Annotated in this window: 19 protein-coding genes; 11 read left to right on the top strand and 8 right to left on the bottom strand. The window is 66.0% G+C overall.

Features of this window, described 5'->3' with window-relative positions; all coding sequences use genetic code 11:
- Positions 1 to 128 precede the first annotated feature (128 nt).
- The 9 genes from aroQ (at position 129) to VH567_RS14835 (ending at position 10,438) form a co-directional block, all read left to right on the top strand.
- Positions 129 to 587 (top strand): type II 3-dehydroquinate dehydratase, encoded by a 459-nt coding sequence (aroQ, locus tag VH567_RS14875; protein ID WP_423327032.1) that lies wholly within the window; start codon positions 129 to 131, stop codon positions 585 to 587.
- Positions 588 to 601: 14 nt separating this feature from the next.
- Positions 602 to 1,090 (top strand): acetyl-CoA carboxylase biotin carboxyl carrier protein, encoded by a 489-nt coding sequence (gene accB, locus VH567_RS14870; protein WP_423327031.1) that lies wholly within the window; start codon positions 602 to 604, stop codon positions 1,088 to 1,090.
- Entirely contained in the window at positions 1,090 to 2,442 is a 1,353-nt protein-coding gene (gene accC / locus VH567_RS14865; protein WP_423327030.1) for an acetyl-CoA carboxylase biotin carboxylase subunit, read from the top strand. The genes accB and accC overlap by 1 nt, the downstream gene beginning before the upstream one ends.
- A 322-nt stretch (positions 2,443 to 2,764) precedes the next feature.
- Positions 2,765 to 3,100, top strand: coding sequence for an arsenate reductase family protein (locus VH567_RS14860; protein WP_056052772.1), 336 nt, complete (start codon positions 2,765 to 2,767; stop codon positions 3,098 to 3,100).
- 181 nt (positions 3,101 to 3,281) lie between these two features.
- On the top strand, positions 3,282 to 3,620 hold the full coding sequence (locus tag VH567_RS14855) for a P-II family nitrogen regulator (protein ID WP_055875939.1): 339 nt from the start codon (positions 3,282 to 3,284) through the stop codon (positions 3,618 to 3,620).
- 143 nt (positions 3,621 to 3,763) lie between these two features.
- Positions 3,764 to 5,176, top strand: coding sequence for a type I glutamate--ammonia ligase (gene glnA, locus VH567_RS14850; RefSeq protein ID WP_056062965.1), 1,413 nt, complete (start codon positions 3,764 to 3,766; stop codon positions 5,174 to 5,176).
- Between the two features lie 447 nt (positions 5,177 to 5,623).
- The gene (locus tag VH567_RS14845) at positions 5,624 to 6,961 is read left to right on the top strand and encodes an ABC1 kinase family protein (RefSeq protein WP_423327029.1); all 1,338 of its coding nucleotides are present in this window, start codon (positions 5,624 to 5,626) and stop codon (positions 6,959 to 6,961) included.
- 31 nt (positions 6,962 to 6,992) lie between these two features.
- Positions 6,993 to 8,486 carry a tryptophan halogenase family protein gene (locus VH567_RS14840; RefSeq protein ID WP_423327028.1) on the top strand — a complete coding sequence of 498 codons (1,494 nt, stop codon included), beginning with the start codon at positions 6,993 to 6,995 and terminating at the stop codon, positions 8,484 to 8,486.
- A gap of 92 nt (positions 8,487 to 8,578) precedes the next feature.
- The gene (locus tag VH567_RS14835) at positions 8,579 to 10,438 is read left to right on the top strand and encodes a diguanylate cyclase (protein ID WP_423327027.1); all 1,860 of its coding nucleotides are present in this window, start codon (positions 8,579 to 8,581) and stop codon (positions 10,436 to 10,438) included.
- A gap of 15 nt (positions 10,439 to 10,453) precedes the next feature.
- Here VH567_RS14835 and VH567_RS14830 read toward each other — a convergent pair whose 3' ends face one another.
- Both VH567_RS14830 and VH567_RS14825 read right to left on the bottom strand, forming a co-directional pair.
- Positions 10,454 to 11,485 (bottom strand): phytase, encoded by a 1,032-nt coding sequence (locus tag VH567_RS14830; protein ID WP_423327026.1) that lies wholly within the window; start codon positions 11,483 to 11,485, stop codon positions 10,454 to 10,456.
- The gene (locus tag VH567_RS14825; protein WP_423327025.1) at positions 11,485 to 14,544 is read right to left on the bottom strand and encodes a TonB-dependent receptor; all 3,060 of its coding nucleotides are present in this window, start codon (positions 14,542 to 14,544) and stop codon (positions 11,485 to 11,487) included. The genes VH567_RS14830 and VH567_RS14825 overlap by 1 nt, the downstream gene beginning before the upstream one ends.
- Before the next feature lie 248 nt (positions 14,545 to 14,792).
- On the opposite strand from VH567_RS14825, the gene VH567_RS14820 reads away from it, so the two are divergent.
- Positions 14,793 to 17,324, top strand: a complete 2,532-nt coding sequence (locus tag VH567_RS14820; protein ID WP_423327024.1) for a TonB-dependent receptor — start codon at positions 14,793 to 14,795, stop codon at positions 17,322 to 17,324.
- Positions 17,325 to 17,465: 141 nt separating this feature from the next.
- Here VH567_RS14820 and VH567_RS14815 read toward each other — a convergent pair whose 3' ends face one another.
- From VH567_RS14815 to VH567_RS14805, 3 genes are all read right to left on the bottom strand, one after another.
- Positions 17,466 to 18,803, bottom strand: coding sequence for a sensor histidine kinase (locus tag VH567_RS14815; protein WP_423327023.1), 1,338 nt, complete (start codon positions 18,801 to 18,803; stop codon positions 17,466 to 17,468).
- The gene (locus VH567_RS14810) at positions 18,803 to 19,483 is read right to left on the bottom strand and encodes a response regulator transcription factor (protein ID WP_423327022.1); all 681 of its coding nucleotides are present in this window, start codon (positions 19,481 to 19,483) and stop codon (positions 18,803 to 18,805) included. The genes VH567_RS14815 and VH567_RS14810 overlap by 1 nt, the downstream gene beginning before the upstream one ends.
- 302 nt (positions 19,484 to 19,785) lie before the next feature.
- On the bottom strand, positions 19,786 to 20,760 hold the full coding sequence (locus tag VH567_RS14805; RefSeq protein WP_423327021.1) for a quinone oxidoreductase family protein: 975 nt from the start codon (positions 20,758 to 20,760) through the stop codon (positions 19,786 to 19,788).
- Between the two features lie 106 nt (positions 20,761 to 20,866).
- Between VH567_RS14805 and VH567_RS14800 the strand changes: the two genes are divergently transcribed.
- Complete coding sequence (locus tag VH567_RS14800) at positions 20,867 to 22,291, top strand: aldehyde dehydrogenase family protein (RefSeq protein WP_423327020.1); 1,425 nt, start codon at positions 20,867 to 20,869, stop codon at positions 22,289 to 22,291.
- Between the two features lie 63 nt (positions 22,292 to 22,354).
- On the opposite strand, the gene VH567_RS14795 is transcribed toward VH567_RS14800, so the two are convergent.
- The 3 genes from VH567_RS14795 to VH567_RS14785 all read right to left on the bottom strand — a co-directional run bounded on the left by VH567_RS14795 (position 22,355) and on the right by VH567_RS14785 (position 26,618).
- Positions 22,355 to 22,639 (bottom strand): CsbD family protein, encoded by a 285-nt coding sequence (locus tag VH567_RS14795; protein WP_423327019.1) that lies wholly within the window; start codon positions 22,637 to 22,639, stop codon positions 22,355 to 22,357.
- A gap of 85 nt (positions 22,640 to 22,724) precedes the next feature.
- On the bottom strand, positions 22,725 to 25,442 hold the full coding sequence (gene metH / locus VH567_RS14790; protein ID WP_423327018.1) for a methionine synthase: 2,718 nt from the start codon (positions 25,440 to 25,442) through the stop codon (positions 22,725 to 22,727).
- Between the two features lie 117 nt (positions 25,443 to 25,559).
- Positions 25,560 to 26,618, bottom strand: coding sequence for a homocysteine S-methyltransferase family protein (locus VH567_RS14785; protein ID WP_423327017.1), 1,059 nt, complete (start codon positions 26,616 to 26,618; stop codon positions 25,560 to 25,562).
- Between the last annotated feature and the right edge of the window lie 121 nt (positions 26,619 to 26,739).

Below are 26,739 nucleotides of genomic sequence, written 5' to 3'. Positions count from 1 at the left end.
GAAACCACCCGTCCGCTGCTGGTCTCATGTCTCGACTTCGCTCGACACGAACGGGTAAGGGTGGGACGACACATATAGTCGCGCGGCATCGACGCCCGCAACCGCCGAGACCCAAACCGGAGATCCTCTTGCCCGATACCGTCCGAGATACCGTCACCGCGACAGTGTTCGTCCTGAACGGCCCCAACCTCAATCTGCTGGGAACGCGCGAGCCGGAAATCTATGGCGACGAGACGCTCGACGATATCGCCGGGATGCTGGAAGACCGCGCCCGCCAGCTCGACCTTGAGATCGACATGCGCCAGTCGAATCACGAGGGCCACCTCGTCGACTGGATCCAGGAGGCGCAGGCGCGCGGTGCGAAGGCGGTGATCCTCAACGCGGGCGCATTCACTCATACCTCGGTCGCAGTGCACGACGCGATCAAGGGCGTGAAGACACCGGTGATCGAAGTGCATCTTTCCAATCCCCATACGCGTGAATCGTTCAGGCATGTGAGCCTGGTCGGTCAGGCGGCGAAGGGTACGATCGCGGGTTTCGGCGCGCTTTCGTATCTGCTCGCGCTTGAAGCCGTCGCACGGTTCTGACAGGAGGCCCCGCCATGAACGATACACCAGAAACAACAGGCGCCATGCAGGTCGACGTGACCCTGGTGCGCCAGCTCGCCGAACTGCTCGACACCACGCAGCTGACCGAGATCGAGGTCGAGGACGGCTCGCGCCGGATTCGCGTCGCGCGCAAGGCCGCGCAGGCTGCCCCCGTCGCGCACTATGCTCCGGCGCCCGCCCCGGCCCCTGTCTCGCCACCGTTGGCGATCCCGCAGGCCGAGGTCGGCGCGTCCGCTCCCGCGATCAGCGCGAGCGCGGTCAAGTCGCCGATGGTCGGCACCGTCTATCTCGCCGCCAACCCCGAGGCGAAGCCGTTCTCGACCGTCGGCCAGAAGGTCAATGCGGGCGACACGCTGCTGATCATCGAGGCGATGAAGGTGATGAACACGATCGTCGCGCCATCGGCCGGCACCGTGACCGCGATCCTGGTCGAGAACGGCCAGCCGGTCGAGTTCGACCAGCCGCTGGTCGTGGTCGAATAATGCCGCAAATCAAGAAGCTGCTCATTGCGAATCGCGGCGAGATCGCGCTTCGGATCCACCGTGCCTGCCACGAGATGGGCATCAAGACGGTCGCGGTGCACTCGACCGCTGACGCCGACGCGATGCACGTCCGGCTCGCGGACGAGGCGATCTGCATCGGTCCGCCGTCCGCCGCGGACAGCTATCTGAACATCCCGAACATCATCTCGGCGGCCGAAATCTCGGGCGCGGACGCGATCCATCCCGGCTACGGCTTCCTCAGCGAGAACGCGCAGTTCGCCGAGATCGTCGAGCTGCACAACATCCTGTTCGTCGGGCCGAAGCCCGAGCACATCCGCACGATGGGCGACAAGGTCCAGGCCAAGCGCACCGCAGGCGCTCTCGGGCTGCCGCTCGTCCCCGGGTCTGACGGTGCGATCAGCGACATCGCCGAGGCCAAGGCGATCGCCGAATCGATCGGTTATCCGGTGATCATCAAGGCGGCGTCCGGCGGCGGTGGTCGGGGGATGAAGGTCGTCAACGACGCCGACGATCTCGAAACGCAGATGCAGCAGGCGGGCAGCGAGGCGAAGGCCGCGTTCGGCGACGCCACCGTCTACATGGAAAAATACCTCGGCAATCCGCGGCATATCGAATTCCAGATCTTCGGCGACGGCAACGGCAACGCAATCCACTTGGGCGAGCGCGACTGCTCGCTCCAGCGCCGTCACCAGAAGGTGCTCGAGGAAGCGCCCTCGCCGATCATCACCGCCGAAGAGCGCGAACGGATGGGTGGGATCGTCGCCAAGGCGATGGCCGACATGGGCTATCGCGGCGCGGGGACGATCGAGTTCCTGTGGGAAGCGGGCGAATTCTACTTCATCGAGATGAACACCCGGCTTCAGGTCGAGCATCCGGTGACCGAGATGATCACCGGGCTGGACCTGGTGCGCGAGCAGATCCGCGTCGCCGAGGGTCATCCGCTGACGCTGCGGCAGGAAGACGTCCAGTTCCGCGGCCATGCGATCGAATGCCGCATCAACGCCGAGGACCCGCGCACGTTCGCGCCGTCGCCGGGGCTGGTGAAGGTGTATCACGCGCCGGGCGGGATGCACGTCCGCGTCGATAGCGGGCTGTATGCGGGCTATCGCGTGCCGCCTTACTATGATTCGATGATCGCCAAGCTGATCGTCTATGGGACGACTCGGCAGGGCGCGCTGCGGCGGTTGCGGCGGGCGTTGGAGGAGATGGTGATCGAGGGGGTCACGACGACGATCCCGCTGCACCGTGCGCTGCTGGACGATCCTGAGTTCCAGGAGGGCGCGTACACGATCAAGTGGCTGGAAGAGTGGCTGGCCAAGCAGGGGGCGTAAACTTGCCGCTGCACTAAGCTTGTTCTCCCGCGAAGGCGGGAGCCCAGTCTGGGCTCCCGCCTTCGCGGGAGAACAAGAAGCGGGGTGCGCCCTGGCGGGTTACGTACGGCCTCCGACTAGAACAGCCCCCCACCCGTCATCCCAGCGAAAGCTGGGATCTCCCCGTTCGGGTCGCATCGCAAGCCAAGCGGAATATCCCAGCTTTCGCTGGAATGACGGATTGGGCAGCGGGAGATCCCAGCTTTCGTTGGAATGACGGGTGGGCAGCGGGCGAGCCCAGCTTTCGCTGGATGACGGTGTGTCAGATGATAACGGAGCATTCGTGAAGGCGACGATCTACCACAACCCGCGTTGCTCGAAGTCCCGCGAGGCGCTTGCACTGCTGCAGGAGGCCGGGGCGGACGTCACGATCGTCGAATATCTGAAGACCCCGCCCTCCCGCGCGGAACTCGTCCGCCTCTACGACCGCGCAGGCATGACGCCGCGGCAGGGGCTCCGCATGGCCGAGGATGGCGCCAAGGCGGTGAAGCATGGCGACGCCGAGGCGATCCTCGACGCGATGATGATCGATCCGCTGCTGATCGAGCGCCCACTCGTCGAGACCGACAAGGGCGTCCGGCTCGGCCGCCCGATCGCGCGGCTGCACGAGATCCTGTGATGGCTTCCCCTGCCCTCGCATTGCGCACCGAGCAAGCAGGTGCCGCAATTTCGGGCAGTGAAATCAACCACATTCCGCGGTTGCCCGAGGGCGCCGCGGCTGGCACGCTTGGTGCAAGGCGCCCTTCAGGGCGGACGGCTCGCTCGCGAGGGCGAGGGTTTCAACAATCGGGGGCGTACCTGTGAAAAAGATCGAAGCCATCATCAAGCCGTTCAAGCTGGATGAGGTGAAGGAAGCGCTGCACGAGATCGGCGTGAGCGGCATCACCGTGACCGAGGCCAAGGGTTTCGGCCGGCAAAAGGGACACACCGAACTGTATCGCGGCGCGGAATATGTCGTCGACTTCCTGCCGAAGGTGAAGCTCGAGGTCGTCGTAGAGGACGGGCTCGCGCAGCGCGTCGTCGAGGCGATCGCCGCGGCCGCGCAGACCGGCCGGATCGGCGACGGCAAGATCTTCGTCATCCCGGTCGAGAGCGCACTCCGCATCCGCACCGGCGAGCGCGACGACGACGCAATCTAGTTCTCAGCCACACATACGGCGTTGACGGCAGGTAACGACATCGTCATTTGACGCAGCGCAACATTGTGTGGAAATCTTAATCCATACCGCAATTAGATTCCCCGCATGGCGCGGCGGATATCTCAAAACGAAGGGCAAGCATCATGGCGAATTCGGCCTCCGACGTTCTCAATATGATCAAGGACCAGGAGATCGAGTGGGTCGATCTGCGGTTCACCGATCCCAAGGGCAAGTGGCAGCATCTGACGATGGTCGCCAGCCTGATCGGCGAAGACGAGCTGACCGACGGCCTGATGTTCGACGGCTCGTCGATCGAGGGCTGGAAGGCGATCAACGAGAGCGACATGACGCTCAAGCCCGATCTCGACGCGGTCTATGTCGATCCGTTCTCGGCGACGCCGATGATGATCCTGATCTGCGACATCAGCGATCCGTCGACCGGCGAGCTGTACGCGCGCGATCCGCGCTCGACCGCCAAGCGCGCCGAGGCGTATCTGCTGACCACCGGTGTCGGCGACACCGTGTATGTCGGCCCCGAAGCCGAATTCTTCATGTTCGACGACGTCCGCTTCGAGAACAGCTATTCGACCAGCTACTACAAGATCGACGACATCGAGCTGCCGGGCAATTCCGGTCGCGAATATGAGGGCGGCAACCTCGGCCACCGTCCACGCGCAAAGGGCGGGTATTTCCCGGTCGCTCCGGTCGATTCGGCTGTCGACATCCGCGGCGAGATGGTCTCGACGATGATCGAGATGGGCCTGCCCTGCGACAAGCATCACCACGAAGTCGCGGCCGCACAGCATGAGCTGGGCCTGACCTTCGGCACGCTGACGCAGACCGCGGATCGCATGCAGATCTACAAGTATGTCGTCCACCAGGTCGCGCACGCGTACGGCAAGACGGCGACGTTCATGCCGAAGCCGATCAAGGAGGACAACGGCTCGGGGATGCACACGCATTTCTCGATCTGGGAAGGCAAGACCCCGCTGTTCGCCGGCAACGGCTATGCGGGCCTCAGCGACATGTGCCTGTATTTCATCGGCGGCATCATCAAGCATGCCAAGGCGGTCAACGCGTTCACCAACCCGTCGACCAACAGCTACAAGCGTCTCGTCCCCGGTTACGAAGCGCCGGTGCTGCTCGCCTATTCGGCACGCAACCGCTCGGCATCGTGCCGCATTCCGTACGGCACCGGCCCGAAGGCGAAACGCGTCGAAGTGCGCTTCCCGGACGCACTGGCCAACCCGTATCTTGCGTATGCGGCGCTGATGATGGCGGGCATGGACGGCATCCTCAACAAGATCCATCCGGGTGAAGCGATGGACAAAAACCTGTACGACCTGCCGCCGGCAGAGCTCGCGCAGGTCCCGACCGTCGCGGGCTCGCTTCGCGAGGCGCTCGAATGCCTGCTCGCCGATCACGACTTCCTGCTGAAGGGCGACGTGTTCTCGAAGGACCAGATCGAGAGCTATGTCGAGATCAAGTACGCCGAGGTCGCGCGTTGGGAGATGACGCCTAGCCCAGTTGAATATGACATGTACTACAGCGGATAAGGCGCGACCACGCTCGCGCCGATCCGCGCAGCGGATATCCGCTGTCGGCCGGCGTCGTGTAGCGACGACCGACGGCGTGGCTTTGCCACGTCGCTGACTTGAGAAAGGGCGCCCGGAGCAATCCGGACGCCCTTTTTCGTAGATCCTCCCCTTCAAGGGGAGGTGGCTGGCGCAGCCAGACGGAGCGGTATCCCTGCTCTCGATAGGGCAAATACCCCTCCGTCAGCCGAGGGGCTGACACCTCCCCTTGTAGGGGAGGATCAAATTATGCGCCCGTCCCAAAGTTTGTTTCCCCGCGAAGGCGGGGATCCAGTCTGGGCTCCCGCCTTCGCGGGAGAACAAGGAGGGGTAGCATCGGTTAACTTCGCTCGTCGGGTTCGATTGATCGACTGCGGTTGCCACCCATATCCCTCCCGAGACTTCCCCCGAAAAACCCGAGGAACATCCGTGACCGAAGACAGCGGCAACAGCGCCGGACGCGCGATCCCGAGCGGTCGCCTCGCCCGCCTAGGCGTCTTCGGCAAACTCGCGGGCGGCGTGGCAGGCGGAGTCGTCGCAGAAGGCGCGCGCCGTCTCGCAAACGGCGAGCGCCCCAAGATCGGCGACCTGCTCCTCACCCCCGCCAACGCCACGCGCGTCGCCGACCAGCTCTCCCACCTCCGCGGCGCCGCGATGAAACTCGGCCAGATGATCTCGATGGACGCGGGCGACATGCTCCCGCCCGAACTCGCGACCATCCTCGCGCGCCTGCGCAACAATGCGCACCACATGCCACCGCAGCAGCTCGACCGCGTGCTCGCTGCCGAATGGGGCAAGGACTGGCGCCGGCGTTTCGCGCATTTCCAGGCGCACCCGGTCGCCGCCGCCTCGATCGGCCAGGTCCACCGCGCCCGCCTGCCCGACGGCACCGAGCTGGCGATCAAGGTCCAGTATCCCGGCGTGAAGGAGAGCATCGACGCCGATGTCGACAACGTCGCGACGCTGCTGCGCGTGTCCGGCATGCTTCCGAAGTCGCTCGATATCGCGCCGCTGCTCGACGAGGCGAAGAAGCAGCTTCACGAGGAGGCCGATTATCTCCGCGAGGCGCAGATGCTCGCGCGCTACGGCGAGTTGCTCGGCGACCAGCCGCAGTTCGTCGTCCCCAAGCTCTATCCCGATCTCACCACGCCGCGTGTCTTGGCCATGAGCTTCGTCACCGGCGTCCCCGTCGAAACGCTCGAAACCGCGCCGCAGGACGTTCGCAACCGCGTCATGCACGACCTGATCTCGCTCGTGCTGCGCGAGTTGTTCGACTGGCGGCTGATGCAGACCGACCCGAATTTCGCCAATTATCGCTGGCAGCCGGAGACCGAGAAGCTGGTCCTGCTCGATTTCGGCGCCGCCCGCCCCCTGCCCGCCGAAACCGGCGAAGGGTATCGCCGCCTGCTCACCGCAGCGCTCGCCGGCGACCGCGATGCCGTACGCGAGTCCGCCATCGCCGCCGGGTTCCTCGGCGAAGCGGCGGTGTTGCAACACCGTGCACTGGTCGACCAGATGATCGAGGTGATCCTGGCCGAACTCGCCAAGCCCGGTCCGTTCGACTTCGGCGACCGCGCGTTCGTCGGCGTGCTCCGCGAACAGGGCACCGAGATCGCGCGCGACCGCGACACCTGGCACCTCCCCCCGATCGATACGCTGTTCGTCCAGCGCAAGATCAGCGGCACAGCGCTGCTCGCCGCGCGACTGAAGGCACGCGTCGACGTGCGCGCGTTGATCCAGCATTCCTTTGGCGAAGCAACGGTCTAGGCCGCCGCCCAACCTTCCGTATAAGGTCGGCATGACCAGCACGACCGCCCCCATCCCGCTCAAGACCATCGTCATCGTCGGCGGCGGTACCGCGGGCTGGATCGCCGCAGCGATGCTCGCGCGGTTCGTGCCGCGCGCGACGAAGATCCGGCTGGTCGAGTCGGATGCGATCGGCACGGTCGGCGTCGGCGAGGCGACGATCCCGCAGATCCGCCTGCTGACAGCCGCGCTCGGTATCGACGAGAATGCGATGCTCGCCGCCACGCAAGGCACGTTCAAGCTCGGGATAGAGTTCGTCGACTGGAACGGCCCCGGCAGCCGCTACATGCACGCGTTCGGCGCGGTCGGTCGCGGCCTGGGCGTGGTGCCGTTCCATCACCACTGGCTCCGCGCCCGCGCCGCTGGATTGGCCGCACCGCTCGGCGACTATATCGCCAGCGCGCGGGCGGCGGCGGATGCGCGGTTCGATCGCCATCCCGACCTCGCCTATGCCTATCATTTCGATGCGACGCTGCTCGCACGCTGGCTGCGCGGGCTTGCCGAGGGCAGCGGCGTCGACCGGATCGAGGGCCGCATCGTTACGGCGCACCGTGATGGCGAGAGCGGCGACCTGACGAGTGTCACGCTGGACGACGGGCGCACGGTCGAGGGCGATTTCTTCCTCGATTGCTCGGGGTTCCGTTCGCTCCTGCTCGGCGAGACGCTTGGCGTGGCGTTCGAGGACTGGGCGCACTGGCTGCCGTGCGATCGCGCGATGGCGGTGGCCTGCGAAACGACGACCCCGCTCCTTCCCTACACGCGCGCGACCGCACGACCGGTCGGCTGGCAATGGCGGATCCCGCTGCAACACCGCACCGGCAACGGGCTGGTCTATGCCGCCCCGCATCTCTCGGACGACGAGGCGGCGGCGCGGCTGCTTGCCAATCTCGACGGTGCGGCGATCGGCGATCCCCGCCCCCTGCGGTTCGCGACCGGCAAGCGTGCGCGGTTCTGGGATCACAATGTCATCGCGCTGGGGCTCGCATCCGGTTTCATGGAGCCGCTGGAATCGACGAGCATCCACATGGTCCAGTCGGCGGTCGCGCGGTTGCTCGCGCTGTTTCCCTCGGCCGACGACACCGGCGCGGCGCGCGATGCGTACAACCGCCAGACGCACGGCGAGTACGACCGGATCCGCGACTTTCTGATCCTGCATTATCACGCGAACGGTCGCGACGAACCCTTCTGGCAAGGCTGCTGCGACACGCCGCTGCCGGAGGCGCTGGCGGACAAGATCGCGCAGTTCCGCGCCGGCGCGATCCTGACGCAGGATGCCACCGACCTGTTTACCGACCCGGCGTGGCTGCAGGTGATGATCGGCCAGGGAATTACGCCCGCGACCTGGTCGCCGCTCGCCGAGGGTCTGTCGGAGGCGCAGCTCGACCGTTTCCTTGGCGAAATCCGGGCTCGGCATGCAGCGCTGGCGGCATCGCTGCCGGACCATGCGCAGATGATCGCGCGGCAGTGCGCTGCCCCATCGCGCTAGGATTTCGCGCAGGAATTATCCTGGATTAACCGCGGCACATCTCTCCTGTTTTTGAAGCGAATTATTTACCGTTTCGCGGGCATCGCACTGTCATGTCAGCCTTTTCCCTGTCTTCGTTGTCCGCACGCATCGGCTGGCTGGGTGCGTTCGTGTCCGTCGCAATGCTGACGCTCGCCCTGCTGCTCGTCGATGCCAGCGTACAGATGCGGCGGTCGCTCGACTGGGTCAGTCGTACCGAACAGGTCATCAACACGATCGACGAGACGATGGCCGACCTGCGCGAGGCGGAGTCCGGCCAGCGCGGCTTTCTGCTGACGCGCGACGCGACCTATGCGCGTACCTTCGACTATCGGATCGCGGAGGCGACCAGCGACGTCGCCGCGCTGATCCAGCTGACCCGCGACAATCCCGAACAGAACGCCCGCGTGATCGGACTGCAGCGGGTGTTCATGCAGAAACTCGCCTCGCTGCGGCAGCCGCTGGTGCTCGGGCAGAACGGCCGCTTCGCCGAGGCGATCGCGATCGTCGCCGATGGTCACGGGCGCAATTTGATGGCGAACGTCGCGCGCCGCGCGGAACGGATCAGGGACAACGAGCGCAACCGGCTTGCGGTCCGGCTGTACGCTGCGCAACGGCAATCGGACTGGAATCGCCAGCTGCCGCTGATCGGTGGTCCGGCAATCATCGCCCTGCTCGCTCTGTTCGTGATCCTGATGATCGGCAGCGTGCGCAGGCCGATCCGCTCGATGCTGCAATCGATGCGCGCCTTCGGCAACGGCGATCGCAGCGCGCGTGTCACCGAGGTCATGGGAACCAGCGAATTCCGCGCGCTGGCCTCCGCCTATAACGAGATGGCCGATCGACTCGCCGAGGCCGGCATGCAGCAATCGACCAGCGATGCGGACCTGCAACGCGCCAATACCGAACTGCGTGCCAACGCCGCGACGCTGCAGGCCCGCAGCGAGATGATCGAGCTGCTCGGGGGCATGTCGCACCGGATGCAGACCGCGCGCACCGACAGCGAACTGGCCGCGGTGATCCAATGCTTCGTACCGCGCGTCCTGCCGTCGGTGCCGGGTGCGCTCTACGCGCACAACCATTCACGCAATCTGCTGATGCGGCTCGCGAGCTGGGGCGATCTCGGGTTCGCGCAGGAGGCGTTCTCGCCCGAGCAATGCTGGGGGCTGCGGCGGGGCCAGGGGCATTTCATCGTCGAACCCGGTACCGACGTCGTCTGCGCGCATGTCGGCAAGCCCGATGCGATCTATCACTGCGAACCGCTGCTGGCAGGCGGCGAGGTGATCGGCCTGCTGTACCTGGAGGGCGTGGTCGAAGCCGAGAGCCGCTTCCGCCTTGCGGTGCTGACCGAGAACATCGCCTCCGCGCTGCTCAACCACCAGTTGCAGCGGGGCCTGCGCGAACAGACGATCCGCGATCCGCTGACCGCGTTGTTCAACCGGCGCTATATGGAGGAGGCGCTCGCACTCGAGATCGCACGCGCCTCGCGCAATGCCGCGCCGCTTGGCCTGGTGATGTGCGACGTCGATCACTTCAAGCGTTTCAACGACGAGTTCGGCCATGATGCCGGCGATCTCGTGCTGCGCGCGGTCGCTGCCGAAATGGCACGGCATTTCCGCGATGGCGACGTGGTGTGTCGTTATGGCGGGGAGGAGTTCACGATCATCGCGCCGGGGGCGGACATGGCGGCTTTGCTCGCGCGTGTCGAACGGCTGCGGCTGGCGATCGCCGAAACATCGGTGCGGCACGGCGATCGTGCGCTCGGTGCGATCCGGATGTCGTTCGGGATCGCTGGCTGGCACCCCGACATGGAGCGTGACGGATCGACGCTGATCCAGCTCGCCGACAATGCGCTGTACCGCGCCAAGCGCGGTGGCCGCGACCAGGTGATGGTCGCGGACCAGTCGCCGACGCTGCCGATCGCGGCGGAATGACCGCCGCGATCGGGATCAGCGGATTTTCAACGCGCGGCGGATCGCATCCCAGCTGACATATTTGAAGTTCTGCGTGGCGGGCGCGTTGTCGCCGTCCTGCGCTACCATCAGCCCATGCGGGTAGGCTGGCCCGAAATTGCCGAGCATCAGGTCGATGCCATCGGTGTCGCTGGTTCCGTCGATCGCGCCCCCGCCGATCCGGAAACGGCCGGCATAGGTGACGCCCGGCAGGCGGTAGAGCGTGTAGGCGTTATCGCCCTGGCTCGACACGACGAGATAGCCGCCGCTCTTGCCCAAAGGTGCGAGCGCGAGGCCCTCGGCATCGGCAACGAGCGTCCTGCCGTCGATCTTTGCGATCGGCGTTGCCGTTACCGGCGCGGCAGGGTCGGCGTCGAAGCGCCAGAGGCCGACATCTTCTTCCGCGACGTAGAGCTGCCCGGTGCGATCGTCGACGACGCAGCCTTCCGCCTGGGTGCCGAGCTTCATCGAGCGAACCGTCGTGACCTTGGGCGATGGCCCCGATACGTCGATCGCGACCTGGTCGATGCGACCGTCCTTGAGCACGACGAAGCCGAACAGGGCCTTGTCGCTGGCGCGGGTCCACAGGCACATGCCGTACGCCTCGCCCGGCCCGACCGGGAAACGGCCGAGCGGAACGAGCCTGGCCGCCGCGGTGTCGAGCGCGAACAGCGAGACATGCGCGGTATTCACGTCGGCGCGGTCGCTGGCGGCGGCGATCACGCGCCCGCCCGCCTTGCCGCCGAGATCGCGCAGGTCGACGTTGTTCAGACGCGCGGCGGGCGTGAAGCTGAGGCGCTTGCCGGTCAGGCTGTAGACGTGGATGCCGGCCTTCTTGTCGGTGCCGATGACCAGGCTCTTCGCCGGATCGGCGGCGTTGCGCCAGATCGCGGGATCGTCGGCGGCATCGGCGGCGGTGTCGACCGGATCGGTCTCCGCGGTCGCGGCGACCATCGGCGCGTCGACCGATGGCGGCGCGACGGTGGTGCAGCCGACGAGCAGCAAGGCGACGAAGGAGAGCGCGCGCATCAGAAGGTCACCCGGAAGCCGCCGGTATAGCGCCGACCGAACGTCTCATGCTCGATCGTATAGGCAGACGATCCGACATAGCGACGACCCGGACCGTTCAACAGGTTCGCGAAATCGCCGTAGATCTCGACATTGTCGGTGATCGCATAGCGGACCGAGGCATCGAGTTCGTCGTCCTGCGCCCAGTAGAAATCGCCGCCGTCGATCCCGCGATTGACACCGTTGACCGCGCCGAACGCGCCGATCGCATCGATCCAGGGCGACCGGTTCTGGTACGAGACGCGCGCGGAAAAGCCGTATTTTTCGTAATAGCCAATCAGGTTGTAGACCGCGTCGGACGAACCCGGCAGCCGGATCTTCCGCCCGTCCGGGGTTTCCGAGCGGCTCTTGTTGAGCGTCGCGTTGAGCTGCACGCCGAAGCCGCCGACCCAGTCGGGCAGGCCGAGATTCGCGGTGAACGGCTCGAGCTGCTGCTGGATCGCCGCCTCGATGCCCATCACGTAACCGTCGCCGCCATTGGCGATCGTCGAATAGAGATATTGCGAGCGATCGGTACCGGCGGTGTTGAGCGTCGTCCGGCCGAACGTGCCGACGGTGTCGAACAGCACGTCGCTGACGTCCTTGTAGAAAGCGCCGATCGACAGGAAGCCGCGGGGCATCGTGTAATATTCAACGTACAGGTCGACGCCCCGCGCCTTTTCGGGTTTCGCCTCGGGATTGCCGCCCGATACGGTCAGATTCGCGTCGTTATAGGTCAGGTTCGGCCGCAACTGATCGTAATCGGGACGCGCCGCGCCGGTGTTGAACGAGAGCCGCGCCTTCATCCGGTCGTTGACGTCCCAGTTCAGGTGCAGGCTCGGATAGACGAGCGTCTGGCTGGATTTCACCTCGACCGGGGTGGTCACGGTGCTGGTCACGCCGCCGGTGACGACGGTGCCGATCGAGAAGGCCCGCGCGTCGTTGCGGATATGCTCGACCCGCGCGCCGCCGATGATGCTGCCCCAGTCGGTGGTCGCGGTCGCCATCGCGTACGCGGAATAGACCTTCTCGCCGACCGCATAATAGTTGGCGTCGACCGACTGGTAGCGGGCCACCGATTTCGCCTTGTCGATCAGCCCCAGGACCTTGTCGCGATCGAAATACTGGAAGGTGTAGCCGAGCGGGATCTCGCCCTGGAACGCGCCCGACTTGGCGATCGCCGAATAATTGGTGGAGATGCCGGCCGCCGCGAACTGTGCGGCGGTGTTGAGTTCGAGCAGGCTCTCGTTGGCGGTCTTGGTGCGATCGTCGTAGCGCACGCCGGCGGCGAACACGGTCTGCGCGCCGAACAAAGACGCCTCGCGGCTGACGTCGAGCTTGGCGGTGTATGCCTCGGTGACGTCCTGCGCCTTCAGCGAGCGGAGGCGGTTGAGCGAGGTCGGGAAATCCTCGATCGCGGTGACCTGCGCACCGCGCGAGAACGTCCCGTCGGCGTTGCGGATCGTGCGGAACAGCTGGACCTTGGCGAGCTGCGGATCGGTCAGGTCGTAGCCGACGGTCAGGCGGTTGGTCGCGTTGGCGAAATTGGGGCTTTCGTAATTCAGCTGTGCAGGCTGCGTGCGGTCGTCGATCGAGCGGGTGAAATTGCCGCGCCACGCGACCTTCCACTCGCCCAGTTCATGGTCGCCGCCGATCGTGTTGGTGAACACCGACTGCTTGTATTTGCGCACCGTGAAGTTGGAATTGAGATCGACACCGTACACGGTGCCGAGCAGCGGCGTGTTGCCGGTGCAGACGTCGGCATAGCCGGTGGTGTTCGACGCGGGCCGCGCGTTGACGGTGCACGCGGCGGTGCCGCTCGGCGTGCGCGACTGCTGGTCGTCGAGATCGAAGATGTAGTTGCTGCGCTGCTCGTCGTCCTGGAACGCCGAGTAGATCGTCTCCGCGAACAGCTTGTGCCCCGGCGCCGGGCGCCAGTCGAGCCGGGTCGAGAGCGAGTAGTTCTTGCGCGTCAGGCGATACAGCTTGTTCTCGGTCTCGCGCGCCCAGATCCGGTCCTGGAAGCCGGGGCGGCGATCCTGGTCGACCGCCTCGAAATCGGTCTCGAAATTGTCGGTGACCATGCCGCGGCGATACAGGCTGGCGGAGGAGACGATGCCAAATTCGCCGATACCGGTGTCGATCCGGTCGGAGACGGTGAGCGAGCCTTCGTATTCGGTCTTCTTGCCGAGTTCGACATGGCCGAGGCCGCCCTTGGCCTGCACCTTCATGCCTGGATAATCGAACGCCGAGCGCGTGATGATGTCGACGTTGCCCGCGATTGTCTCGCCGGTCATGTCGGGGGTGACGGCCTTGCGCACGACGATCTGCGAGGCGATCGCCGAGGGGATCGAGTCGAAGCGCGCGTCGCGACCTTCGGGGCTGACGACGTTGATGCCGTCGATCGACAGGGTGGTCCAGTTGATCGGCGACCCGCGCAACGTGATGTAGCGCGCCTGACCCTGGTCGCGCTGGACGCCGACGCCGGGCAAGCGGCTGACCGCCTGCGCGACGTTCTGATCGGGCAGGCGACCGATCGAATCCGAGGCGATGACCGAGACGAGCGACGGGCTGGTGCGCTGGATCTGAAGCGCGGCGGCTTCGGACTCCGCGATCGGACGCGAGCCCGAGACGACGATCTCCGCTCCCTCGCCTGCGCCAGCGGTCATCGCGACGTCGAGCGTGACGGCGTCGTCGGCGACCGTCACCGTGCGACGCGCATCGGGGTAACCGACATAGCGGATGACGACGTCGTGCGTGCCGGCGGGAACGCCGACCAGCGCGAAGCGGCCGGTGCGATCGACCACGGTCGACAGGTCGAGCGCCGGGATCGAGACCGATGCGCCATCGAGATAGTCGCCGCTGCCCGCCTGCGACACGGTGCCGGTGATCGCGCCGGGTGCACGCGGCGCACCGGCAGGGGTTGCGGCATCGGGACGCGCATGGGCGCTGGCAATGGTCAGCGGGCTCAGCGCACAACCGGCGAGCAGCACATGCGCAAGGACGCGACCGCGAACGCGGTTCGACAGGTTCGATTTCATGATATTCCCCCGGATGGTCCCGGCTTCTTCAGCCGGCTTGGGAGGCGCGGTAGCGGTCGCACGTGGCAGCGCCGTTACGCGCGCATGACAGCATCGTGACAACTGCGTCATCCGAAGCACGGCCGCCGTTACATTAAACCAACGTTAAAAACGTCGGACACGCGATTCTTATAATCGTAACGGACGTGCCACGACCGCCGCCTATCGCGCCCTTCAAGGCAAACACTGCCGAAAAAGGGAACTCCTCGATGTTGAATTCAGCAAGCCTGCGCTTGCGGCTGCTGGCCGGCGCCGCCCTGACGGTCGCGATCGCCTCGCCCGCCTTCGCCGCCACCGCCGCTACGCCGACTGCCGCCACCGATCCGGCGCCCGCCGTTGCTGCCGATCCCGCCGCGCCCGTCGATTCTGCCGCCCCCGTGACCGCAGACCCTGCCGACCAGACCGGTCTCGGCGAGATCGTCGTCACCGCGACCAAGCGCGAGACCAACCTGCAGAAGACGCCGATCGCGATCAACGTGCTCAGCAGCCAGGCGCTGACCGATCGCCATGTGCAGAGCCTGTACGATCTCGCCGACGGCGCCGTGCCGTCGCTGCGCGTCGCGACCTTCGAGGCGCGCCAGTCCGCGCTGACGATCGGCATCCGCGGCATCGTGCCGCTCGACGCCAACCAGCCCGCGCGCGAGCAGGGCGTCGGCGTCTATATCGATGGCGTCTATCTCGGCCGCCAGCACGGCCTGAACGCGGCGCTGTTCGACGTCGACCGGATCGAAGTCCTCAAGGGCCCGCAGGGCACGCTGTTCGGCCGCAACACCGAAGGCGGCGCACTGAGCATCGTCACCAAGGGCCCAAGCGGCAAATGGGGCGGCAGCGCGACCGGCGGTATCGGGAACTACGGCAGCTATAATGGCTCGCTGCATGTCGACCTGCCCGAAACCTACGGCGTTTCGCTGAAGCTCGACGGCGTCATCCAGCATCAGGACGCGACCACCAAGAACCCGCTCGAGGGCCAGACCGGCTTCAACTATTATCATCGTCGCGGCTTCAAGGCGACCGCGCGGGTCCATCCGATCTCGGGCATGACCGCCGATTTCAGCTACGATAACGGCTATGACTCGAACAGCCCGTTCTACAGCCAGCTGCTCAACGTGAACCCGAACGGGTGCAAGGCGGGTGCTCAGTCGGCATCGTCCGCCTGTGCCCTCCCCGGCACCAACTACACGACGCTCACCGGCAGCGTGAAGCCGTTGCCGAGCCAGGTCGTGGTCAACGGGAGCAGCCGCGCGAAGGTCGCCGACATCGGCGTTCCGCAGCAGCCAAGCGTCGACAAGACGCACGGCTTCACCTCGAACATCCGCTGGGACGTCGCACCCGGGATCGAACTCCGCTCGATCACCGCTTGGCGCGGCGTGAACGCGACCCAGTATGACAATAGCGGTGGCTATCACCGCGTGCCCGTCGTCGCCGCAGGCTGCACCGGCACCGCGTGCAACTTCAGCCGCTACAGCCTCGCCGACCTCCACCAGAACCAGTTCAGCCAGGAATTCCAGGCAGTCGGCACGGTCGGTCAGTTCGACTATGTCGCCGGCCTGTATTACTTCAACGAGCACATCAGCGACGACGCCGCGACGCCGAACTCGCTCGCCTTCAACTCGACGCTGTCGACGATCACGGTGCTCGATTCCTGCACCGGCTCGGGCGGGTTCGGGTGGCAGGAAGGGTGCCGTTCGATCGATCGCGCCTCCGAGGTCCATTCGAAGAGCTATGCCGGCTACGGCCAGGTCACCTGGAACGCGACCGATCGCGTCCACCTGACCGCGGGCGGGCGTTACACGCGCGACGAAAAGCAGGGCGTGCTGCATTATTCGCGCAACCTGAACTACGACACGGCGACCGCGGCGCAGCTGACCGCGGCGGGCTACAAGCCGCTCGATGCCACCTGGAACCGGTTCAATCCGATGGCGACGCTCGCCTATGACGCGAGCGATTCGGTCCATGTCTATGCCAAGTACGCGACCGGCTATCGCGCCGGCGGTGCCAGCTCGCGCACCTCGAACTACCAGACGTTCAACCCCGAGGACGTGAAGTCGTACGAGATCGGCGCGAAAACCGATTTCTGGAACCACCGCGCGCGCCTGAACCTCGCCGGCTACATCATGGACCGCAAGAACAGCCAGGTCGACATCAGTTCGATCCAGACCACGTCGACCGGCAGCTTCAACAACCTCGTGACGATCAATGCGCCCGGCATCACCAAGATCCGCGGGATCGAGGCCGATCTGACGGTGCAGCCGGTCACCGGCCTGACGCTGACCGCGGGCTATGCGTACACCTACACCAAGATCCCGCCCGTCCTGATCGCGTCGACCGGCGTGTACCAGAACTTCTACATCGTCTTCACGCCGCGCAACGCCGCCAACGGGTCGATCGACTATACGATGCCGGTCGGTGACATGGATCTGAAGTTCCACCTCGACGGCAATTACTCGCAGGCGACTCAGACCTTCGATCAATATGCAACCAAGAACGACCCGGCGTTCATCGCCAACGCGCGTCTGGCACTGGCGAACATCCATGTCGGCGGCAGCAATGCGGTGACGATCTCGGCCTGGGTCCGCAACCTGTTCGACAAGCAGTATGTGTTCCGCCGCGATCCGTCGAACAGCCTGCCGGGTTCGCCGACGACCAGCACCACCTCGGGCAGCATCAGCAACGTGCTGGGCGACTATGGCAACTTCAACGCACCGCGCACCTACGGCATGGAAGCCTCGGTCAAGTTCTGACCTCACGATCCTCCCCCGCGAGGGGGAGGTGGCGCCGAAGGCGACGGAGGGGGAGGATACCAAACATAGGGTGTCGCCACCTCCCCCTCCGTCAGGTTCCGCCTGCCACCTCCCCCTGGCGGGGGAGGATTACTTGTTGGCTCAGTCCCGCGACAGCGTGATCGCGACGCGTAACCCGGGTCCCGCGTCCTCGAGCGACAGCGTCCCCCGGTGCAGGCGAACGATCGCATCGATCAGCGCTAGGCCCAGGCCGTGCCCGACATCGTGACGGCTGGTGTCGAGACGCCCGAACCGTCGAAGCGCTAGTTTGCGCTGGTCGGCCGGGATGCCTGGGCCATCGTCGGTCACCGTCAGCATCGTCGCGGCAACGGTCGAGACGACGCCGATCTCGATCCGCGTGCCGGTGGGCGTATGGCGGATCGCGTTCTCGATCAGATTGACCATCGCCTGACCCAGCAACTGGCGATCACCGACGATCCGGGCCGGTTGCTTCACGACTATGTCGAGCTGCCGACCGCTATCCACCACGACCGGCTGCATCATGTCGCCGACCTCCCGAACCAAGTCGGCGAGATCGAACGACGCGAACGCGGCGCGGCGATCGCCCCCCTCGACTTCGGCGATTCGGAGCATCGCCGCGAACATCGCGAGCAGCTCGTCGCTCATCGCGATCGCGGCTTCGAGATCCTCGCGCTGCGCCTCCGTCTCGGCCCGGCGTAACGTCAAAGCTAGCTGGCTGCGCAACCGGGCGAGCGGCGTGCGCAGGTCGTGCGCGATGTCGTTCGAGACGTTGCTGATGCTCGCCATCAGGTCCGAGATGCGGTCGAGCATCCGGTTGAACGCCATCGCCTGATGCGCGAACTCGCCGCCCGACGGGTGGATCGGCACGCGTCGCGTCATGTCGCCATCGATGATCGCCTCGACCGTGCGCCGCGTCTCGCCGATCCGCCGGCCGATCGTGACGACGAAGAAGACCATGCCGCCAATCACGATCAGCACGATCGAGCCGAACCCGATCAGGTAGATCCGCGTGCGCGCAGCGTTGTAGTCGTCGAACGGCTCGGTCTCGGCGACCGTGGTCAGCGTCATCCCGCCGCCGACGGTGCGGACCAGCGCGCGGCCCGCGGACAGGCCTGCGATCCGGTCGTCGCGGGCGATCGTCGAGAAGCCCAGCGGCAGGCGGCGCGACAGGGCGATGTTGCCGCCGAGCCGACGGCCGTTCGCATCGACCAGCAACAAACCGATATCGCCGGTGTCGCGTTCGCGCATCGCCGCGTCGATGCGGCGAAAGACGTCGGCTGGTCGGCGGTCGTCCGGCGCGCCTGCGATCGCGTCGCTGACGACCAGGATACGGCGATCGACCAACCGCTCGATCGTTTGCAGCGTGATACCGTGGATCGCGACCCCGGTCCCGATCGTCGCAACCAGGAACGCCAGCAGGAAGGCCCCGGTCAGCGTGCGAAGCGACCGGAACCGCATCAGCCGCGCAACATGTAACCGACGCCGCGCACCGTCACGATCGGGTCCTCGCCGCCCGCCGCGGTCAGCTTGACGCGGAGGTGGCGGACATAGACGTCGACGATGTTGGTGGTCGGCGCGAAGTCGTAGCCCCAGACGCGCTCGACCAGCATCGCCCGCGTCAGCACCGCATCGGCATTGGCGACGAACTCGGCGAGCAGCTTGAACTCGAGCTTGCCGAGATCGAGCGCGGTGCCGTCGCGCCATGCGCGGAACTTGGTCGGGCTGACGACGATGTCGCCCGCGCGGATCGTGTCGGCGCTGCCGCCGGTCCAGCCGCGTCCGCGTACCACCGCGGCCAGCCGCGCGCTGAGTTCGGCGGCGGCGACCGGCTTGACCACGTAATCGTCCGCCCCCGCCTCGAGCCCTTCGACCTTCTCGACCGACCGGCCGAGCGCGGTGAGCATGATCACCGGCACCGTCATGTTGCCGCCGCGCAGCCGCGCGAGCACCGACATCCCGTCGACCTTGGGCAGCATCCGGTCGAGCACAACCGCATCGAACGGCGCGCTGTCGACCGCGGCCAGCGCCTCACGGCCATCGACCGCGATCGTGACACGGTGATCGAGCCCGCGCAGTTCCTCCGCCATCGCCTGCGCGAACACCGCATCGTCCTCGACCAGCAACAGGTTCAGGCTCATCTTCGTCTCACTTGGGCAGGTCCGTACCCTGTTTGGGGCATGCGTTAGGGGTACCGTAACATGGGTTCACGCGAAGGCGCGATGGCGCGAAGAGAATAGAAGAATGGGTTCGCGCGGAGACGCGGAGATGCGGAGGTGTCGACTACGGGACCAACGGTCCCTCGCCATTACATATGGCCTGATAGTCATGCGACAATCGTACCGCTCGCAACATCTCCGCGCCTCCGCGTCTCCGCGCGAACAAATCTTCTTTGCGCCTTCGCGTCTCCGCGTGAACCATTCCTACCTAGCCGACAGAAGGATCACGGCAGCAGCAATGTGCTCCCCCAGGTATCGCCGCTTTCGACCGCGCGGTGCGCGTCGGCGGCGTCTTCGAGCGCGAAGGTCTGGCCGATCTCGGGGGTGATCGCGCCGCTGTCGAGCATCGCGAACAGGCGGGCGATGCCGGTCTGCCTTTCCTCGGGCGTGACATAGTAATCGAACAGCGTCGGGCGGGTCACGAACAGCGAGCCTTTTCGCGCGAGGATGCCGATGTTGACGCCCTCGACCACGCCCCCCGCATTGCCGTAGCTGACGATCAGGCCCCGTTTCGCCGCGCTGTCGAGCGAGGCGTTCCAGGTCGCGCCGCCGACGCCGTCGAGTACCACCGGCACGCCCTTGCCGTCGGTGATCTCGCGGACCCGCGCGGCGATGTCCTCGGACTTGTGGAGGATGATGTGGTCGGCGCCGGCTTTCCGCGTCCGCGCCGCCTTGTCTTCGCTGCCGACGCTGGCGATGACGGTCGCGCCGATCGCCTTGAGCCAGCCGACCAGGATGTGGCCGACGCCGCCTGCCGCTGCGTGGACGAGCACGGCCTGGCCCGGCTGTACCTTTGCGCAGCGCTCGACGAGGAACTCGGCGGTGGTGCCCTTGAGCAGGATCGCCGCGGCGGTGCGGTCGTCGAGCTCGTCCGGTAGCTTGAAGAGTTGGCTCGCGGGCACGTTGCGTTCGGTCGCATAGGCCCCGCGTGACGGGCCGAAGGTGCCGACGCGGTCGCCGGGTGCAAAGTCGGTGACGCCTTCGCCGACCGCCATCACTACGCCCGCGGCCTCGCTGCCGAGCCCCGAGGGCAGGTCGACCGGGTACACGCCGCTGCGGTGGTAGGTGTCGATATAGTTGAGCCCGACCGCGGTGTTGCGCATCCAGACCTCGCCCTTGCCCGGTGGCGGCAGCGTCACGTCGCGCCACTGGATGACCTCGGGGCCGCCGGTCTGCTCGATGAATGCCACTCTCGCCATGCCGGCCTCCTGATGAATTTCCGGATCACCCTACGGCATGCGTTTCGGGTTGCAACCGATCTCCGCCGAGCCCATTCCTTGGCGAGACAAGATGCGGAGAGGCACGATGAAGAGCTATTTGAAGCAGTATATCGATGGCGCGTGGGTCGAGAGCGAGGGCGGCACCATGTATCAGGTGATCGATCCGTCGACGGAACAGCCGTGTACGGAGATCACGCTGGGCACCGCCGCCGACGTCGACAAGGCAGTCGCCGCCGCTCGCTCAGCGTTCGAGAGCTGGAGCCAGACGAGCGTGCAGGAGCGGCTCGACGTGCTCGGCCGGATCATGACCGAGTACAAGGCGCGGATGCCCGATCTGGCGAAGGCGATGTCGCAGGAGATGGGCGCCCCGATGGCGCTCGCGTCGATGGCGCAGGCGCCGACCGGGCTCGCGCATTTCTCGGCGACCGCGAAGGCGCTGGCGGCGTTCGAGTTCTCCGAGGTCATCGGCAAGGCGACCGTCGTGCACGAGCCGCTCGGCGTCGTCGCGATGATCACGCCATGGAACTGGCCGCTGAACCAGATCTGCGCGAAGGTCGCGCCTGCGTTGGCGGCGGGCGACACGATGATCCTGAAACCGTCCGAGGAGGCGCCGTCGTGCGCGGTGATCCTGGCGGAGATCATGGACGCGGCGGGCGTGCCGGCGGGGGTGTTCAATCTCGTCAACGGCGACGGTCCGGGCGTTGGCGCGGCGCTGTGCTCGCATCGCGACGTCGACATGGTGAGCTTTACCGGCTCGACACGCGCCGGCATCGCGGTCGCCTTGGCAGCGGCGCCGACGGTCAAGCGCGTGCATCAGGAGCTTGGCGGCAAGGCGGCGAACCTCGTGCTGGAAGGGTCCGATCTCGCGACCGTGCTGCCTCCGACGGTGGCGGGCGTACTCGCCAATTCGGGTCAGAGCTGCATCGCGCCGACGCGCCTACTGGTCCATGCGAGCCAGGTTGCGGAGGCGACCGCGATCGTGAAGTCGATGATGGAGCAGACCAAGGTCGGAGATCCCGCGGAGATGGGCCAGCATATCGGCCCGGTCGTGAACAAGGCGCAGTTCGACAAGATCCAGGGGCTGATCCAGTCGGCGATCGACGAAGGCGCGACGCTGGTGACCGGCGGCGTGGGTCGGCCGGACGGGCGCAATGCCGGCTTCTACATCCAGCCGACGCTGTTCACAGACGTGCGCCCCGACATGCGGATCGCGCAGGAAGAGACGTTCGGGCCGGTGGCGACGATCACGTCGTATGCCGATCAGGACGAGGGCATCCGCATCGCCAACGCGACCGAATATGGTTTGTCCGCGACGATTTCGGGTGATCCGGCGGCGGCGGCGAAGGTCGCGCCGCGGTTGCGCGCGGGGCTGGTCACGATCAATTCGTGGAGCCCGGATATCGGTGCGCCGTTCGGCGGCTACAAACAGTCGGGCAATGGCCGCGAGAACGGGCGTTATGGCCTGACCGATTTCATGGAAGTGAAGACGGTGCTGGGGTTGCCAGCCTGATCTGGCAGGCTGGATACGAAACGACGTTCCGCTGGCATGCAGCGGAACGTCGTCGATCGCGAATTACTTGCCGCGGAGCGTGTTGATCAGCGCGATACCGAGAACGCCGGCAACGGCTGCGGCGGTGAACGGCCGCTCGCGCGAGAACTGCTGGACGTAGTCGATCAGCGGACGAACATTGCTTTCGACGGCATCCTTGGCCTGGCCGATCGTCTTCTGGACGGTGCCACCGAGCTGATCCGCAGCGCCTTCGCTCTGCAGCGACTTGTCGCCGATGGCGCCGCCGACGGTTTCCTTGAGCTTGCCGCCGAGGTCGTTTGCCGTGCCGGTGAGGGTGTCGCTGTTCACAGATCGTCTCCTTGAAGTTTTGACCGGCGTCACTGCCGATGAGCTTGCAGAAACAGGCGACCCCCGATCTTGTTCCGCGACCGCATCAATCGAGGTTGGGGCGCAGCCAGCGTTCGGCGGTCTTGATGTCCGCACCACGCCGCGCCGCGTAGTCTTCAAGCTGGTCGCGACCGACGCGGGCGACGCCGAAATACTCGGCCTGCGGGTGGCCGAAATAGAAGCCAGACACGGCTGCGGTCGGGAACATCGCGAAGCTCTCGGTGAGTTCGAGCCCGGTTGCGGTCTCGGCGTCGAGCAGGTCGAACAGGATCGGCTTGAGACTGTGGTCCGGGCAGGCGGGATAGCCTGGTGCCGGGCGGATGCCACGATACTGCTCCCTGATCATCGCTTCGTTGGTGAGTTGCTCGTCGGGCGCGTAGCCCCAGAGATCGGTGCGGACGTGCTTGTGAAGGCGCTCGGCAAAGGCTTCGGCGAAGCGGTCGGCGAGCGCCTTGAGCAGGATGTCGTTATAGTCGTCATTGTCCGCCTTGAAGCGGGCGATGTGGTCGTCGATCCCGTGGATGCCGACCGCGAAGCCGCCGAACCAGTCGTCCTGCGTATCGATGAAGTCGGCGAGACACATGTTGGCGCGGCCTTCGCGCTTGGCGATCTGCTGGCGCAGCATGGGAAGGCGGACCTCTTCCCCCCCGCCCGCTTGCGGGAGGGGGTTGGGGGGTGGGCTCGCGCCGTCCTGAAGCGTGCCGGTGGAGGAGAGCGCGTGCCCACCCCCGGCCCCTCCCGCTTGCGGGAGGGGGGAAGCGATGACGACGACATCATCGCCCTCGCGCCGCGCTGGCCAGAGCCCCGCAACACCGCGCGGCGTCAGCCACTTCTCCGCGATGATCGTATCGAGCATCGCCTGCGCGTCCGCATACAGCGAACTCGCACTCTCACCGACGATCTCGTCGGTCAGGATCGCCGGGAAATTCCCTGCCAGTTCCCATGCGCGGAAGAACGGCGTCCAGTCGATATAGTCGCGCAGATCCGACAGGTCCCAATCCGCGAAGACGTGTACGCCGGGCTTGAGGGGCGCGGCGGGCTTCATCGCGAAGTCCGCAACGAACTTGCGCTCGCGCGCCGTCGCCAGGGGCAGCAATTCGCTCTGCCCCTTGTTCGCGCGCGAAATCCGTACCGCCTCATATTCGTCCGCGGTCTTAGTCACGAACTCGTCGCGGATCGTGTCGCTGACGAGCGTCGACGCGACACCCACCGCACGGCTCGCATCGAGCACATGCACCACCGGGCCGTCGTACGCGGGCGCAATCCGCAACGCGGTGTGGACCTTCGAGGTCGTCGCACCGCCGATCAGCAGCGGCATCGTCATGCCCGCGCGCTTCATCTCCTCGGCGACCGTCACCATCTCGTCCAGCGACGGCGTGATCAGCCCGCTGAGCCCAATCATGTCCGCATCGTTCTCGTTCGCGGCCTCGAGGATCTTCGACCACGGCACCATCACGCCGAGATCGACCACGTCGAAGCCGTTGCACTGCAACACCACGCCGACGATGTTCTTGCCGATATCGTGCACGTCGCCCTTGACGGTCGCCATGATGATCTTGCCCTTGCCGCGCGCACCGGGCTCCTTGGCCGCCTCGATATACGGCAGCAGATGGGCGACCGCCTTCTTCATCACGCGCGCCGACTTCACCACCTGCGGCAGGAACATCTTGCCCGATCCGAAAAGGTCGCCGACCACGTTCATACCGTCCATCAGCGGGCCTTCGATCACCTCGATGGGGCGGCCGCCGGCATCGGCGATGATCTGGCGCGCTTCCTCGGTATCCTCGACGACGTGAAGGTCGATGCCCTTCACCAGCGCATATTCGAGCCGCTTGTTGACACCCAGCGAGCGCCATTCCGCCGCCGCCTTCTCGGCGACCACGTCGGTGCCGCGATAGCGTTCGGCGAGTGCGACGAGGCGATCGCCAGCCTCGGGATCCTTGTTGAGAACCACGTCCTCCACCGCCTGGCGCAGCTCGGGATCGATGTCGTCATAGATGTCGAGCTGGCCGGCGTTGACGATCGCCATGTCCATGCCCGCGGGGATCGCGTAGTACAGGAACACGCTGTGCATCGCGCGGCGGACCGGTTCGTTGCCGCGGAACGAGAAGCTGAAGTTCGACAGCCCGCCCGAGATATGGACGTGCGGGCAGCGCGCCTTGATCTCGCGGCACGCCTCGATGAAGTCGACGCCGTAGTTGTTATGCTCCTCGATCCCGGTCGCGACCGCGAACACGTTGGGATCGAAGATGATGTCCTCGGGCGGGAAGCCGATCCCGACGAGCAGCTTGTACGCGCGCTCGCAGATCTCGACCTTGCGGTCCTTGGTGTCCGCCTGGCCGACCTCGTCGAACGCCATCACGACCACGGCAGCGCCATACGCCATGCACTTCCTGGCCTGCGCGAGGAACTGCTCCTCGCCTTCCTTCATGCTGATCGAATTGACGATCGGCTTGCCGCTGACGCACTTCAGGCCCGCCTCGATCACGCTCCATTTCGAGCTGTCGACCATGAACGGGATCCGCGCGATGTCGGGTTCGGCGGCGATCAGCTTCAGGAACGTCGTCATCGCGTGATGCGCGTCGAGCAGCCCCTCGTCCATGTTGACGTCGAGCACCTGCGCACCGCTCTCGACCTGCTGCCGCGCGACCTCGACCGCGGCGGGGTAGTCGCCCGCCATGATCAGCTTCTTGAAGCGCGCCGAGCCGGTGACGTTGGTGCGCTCGCCGATGTTGACGAAGGAGGTGGAGGAAGTGGTGGTCATGATCTGCTTTCCTCCCCTCCCGCTTGCGGGAGGGGTCGGGGGAGGGACGTGCCGCCAAGCGAGGGGGTCGGGTTGGGCCAGCCCCTCCCCTAACCCCTCCCGCAAGCGGGAGGGGAACTAGGCCGCCATCGTGAACGGTTCGAGGCCGGCGAGCTTGGTCCGCACTTCCGGTCGCGAAACCGCGCGCGGTTCGAGCCCACGCACGCCGTCCGCCATCGCCTTGATATGCGCCGGGGTCGATCCGCAGCAGCCGCCTAGCACGTTGACCTGCTTGGCCACCGCCCACTCGCCGACCAATCCGGCCGTCGTCTCGGGCTGCTCGTCATACTCGCCGAGTTCGTTGGGGAGGCCAGCGTTCGGATAGATCATGATCAGCGTGTCCGCGATCGCGCTCAGCGTCTTCACATGCGGCCGAAGCTGCTCGGCACCGAACGAGCAGTTCAGTCCGATCGTGATCGGCTTGGCGTGCCGCACCGCATGCCAGAACGCCTCGACCGTATGCCCCGACAGGTTACGCCCGCTGAGATCGGTCAGCGTCATCGACATCATGATCGGCACGTCGCGGCCAAGCGCGTCGCCCGCCTCGATCGCCGCCATGATGCCGGCTTTTGCGTTGAGCGTATCGAACACCGTCTCGATCAGGATGAAGTCGACGCCGACCCCCTCGCCGCCTTCGAGTAGCGCATCGATCTGCTCGCGGTACACGCCCTTCAGGTAATCGAAGTCGATCTCGCGGTAGCCGGGATCGTTGACGTCGGGCGACAGCGACAGCGTCTTGTTGGTCGGGCCGATCGCGCCGGCGACGAACCGCGGACGGCCGTCCTTCGCTTCGTATTCGGTCGCGAGCGCGCGTGCGATGCGGGCGGATTCGACGTTGATCTCGCGTACCAGATGTTCCGCGCCATAGTCCGCCTGCGAAATGACGTTGGCGCTGAACGTGTTGGTCGAGACGATGTCCGAGCCCGCGTCGAGATATTCGCGCGTGATCGTCTCGGGGACTTCCGGCTTGGTGATCGCCAGGATGTCGTTGTTGCCCTTCTGGTCGTGGCTCAGGCCTAGCGAGCCCGCATAGGCTGCTTCGTCGAGCTTCCAGTTCTGGATCTCGGTACCGAACGCGCCGTCGGTGATCAGGATGCGCTTGGCGGCTTCCGCGTTGAAACGTTCACGTGGTGTCATCGTCAATCTCCTCCCCTCCCGCTTGCGGGAGGGGTCGGGGGAGGSRGCGANCNKCGGGAGGGGAGTGACGCCGCGGCGACCTTTGTCGCAGGCTTCGCGCGGACACCGAGCATGTGGCAGA

The sequence above is a fragment of the Sphingomonas sp. 4RDLI-65 genome (genome assembly GCF_049472435.1).
GTDB lineage: Bacteria > Pseudomonadota > Alphaproteobacteria > Sphingomonadales > Sphingomonadaceae > Sphingomonas.
This window is presented reverse-complemented; position numbering and strand designations above follow the sequence as displayed.

Bases quoted from the DNA above. Each gene is read 5' to 3' on its own strand.
- accB (WP_423327031.1), top strand. From the start codon at position 602: ATGAACGATACACCAGAAACAACAGGCGCCATGCAGGTCGACGTGACC.
- accC (WP_423327030.1), top strand. From the start codon at position 1,090: ATGCCGCAAATCAAGAAGCTGCTCATTGCGAATCGCGGCGAGATCGCG.
- glnA (WP_056062965.1), top strand. From the start codon at position 3,764: ATGGCGAATTCGGCCTCCGACGTTCTCAATATGATCAAGGACCAGGAG.
- VH567_RS14840 (WP_423327028.1), top strand. From the start codon at position 6,993: ATGACCAGCACGACCGCCCCCATCCCGCTCAAGACCATCGTCATCGTC.
- VH567_RS14835 (WP_423327027.1), top strand. From the start codon at position 8,579: ATGTCAGCCTTTTCCCTGTCTTCGTTGTCCGCACGCATCGGCTGGCTG.
- VH567_RS14830 (WP_423327026.1), bottom strand. From the start codon at position 11,485: ATGCGCGCGCTCTCCTTCGTCGCCTTGCTGCTCGTCGGCTGCACCACC.
- VH567_RS14825 (WP_423327025.1), bottom strand. From the start codon at position 14,544: ATGAAATCGAACCTGTCGAACCGCGTTCGCGGTCGCGTCCTTGCGCAT.
- VH567_RS14820 (WP_423327024.1), top strand. From the start codon at position 14,793: ATGTTGAATTCAGCAAGCCTGCGCTTGCGGCTGCTGGCCGGCGCCGCC.
- VH567_RS14815 (WP_423327023.1), bottom strand. From the start codon at position 18,803: ATGCGGTTCCGGTCGCTTCGCACGCTGACCGGGGCCTTCCTGCTGGCG.
- VH567_RS14810 (WP_423327022.1), bottom strand. From the start codon at position 19,483: ATGAGCCTGAACCTGTTGCTGGTCGAGGACGATGCGGTGTTCGCGCAG.
- VH567_RS14805 (WP_423327021.1), bottom strand. From the start codon at position 20,760: ATGGCGAGAGTGGCATTCATCGAGCAGACCGGCGGCCCCGAGGTCATC.
- VH567_RS14800 (WP_423327020.1), top strand. From the start codon at position 20,867: ATGAAGAGCTATTTGAAGCAGTATATCGATGGCGCGTGGGTCGAGAGC.
- metH (WP_423327018.1), bottom strand. From the start codon at position 25,442: ATGACCACCACTTCCTCCACCTCCTTCGTCAACATCGGCGAGCGCACC.
- VH567_RS14785 (WP_423327017.1), bottom strand. From the start codon at position 26,618: ATGACACCACGTGAACGTTTCAACGCGGAAGCCGCCAAGCGCATCCTG.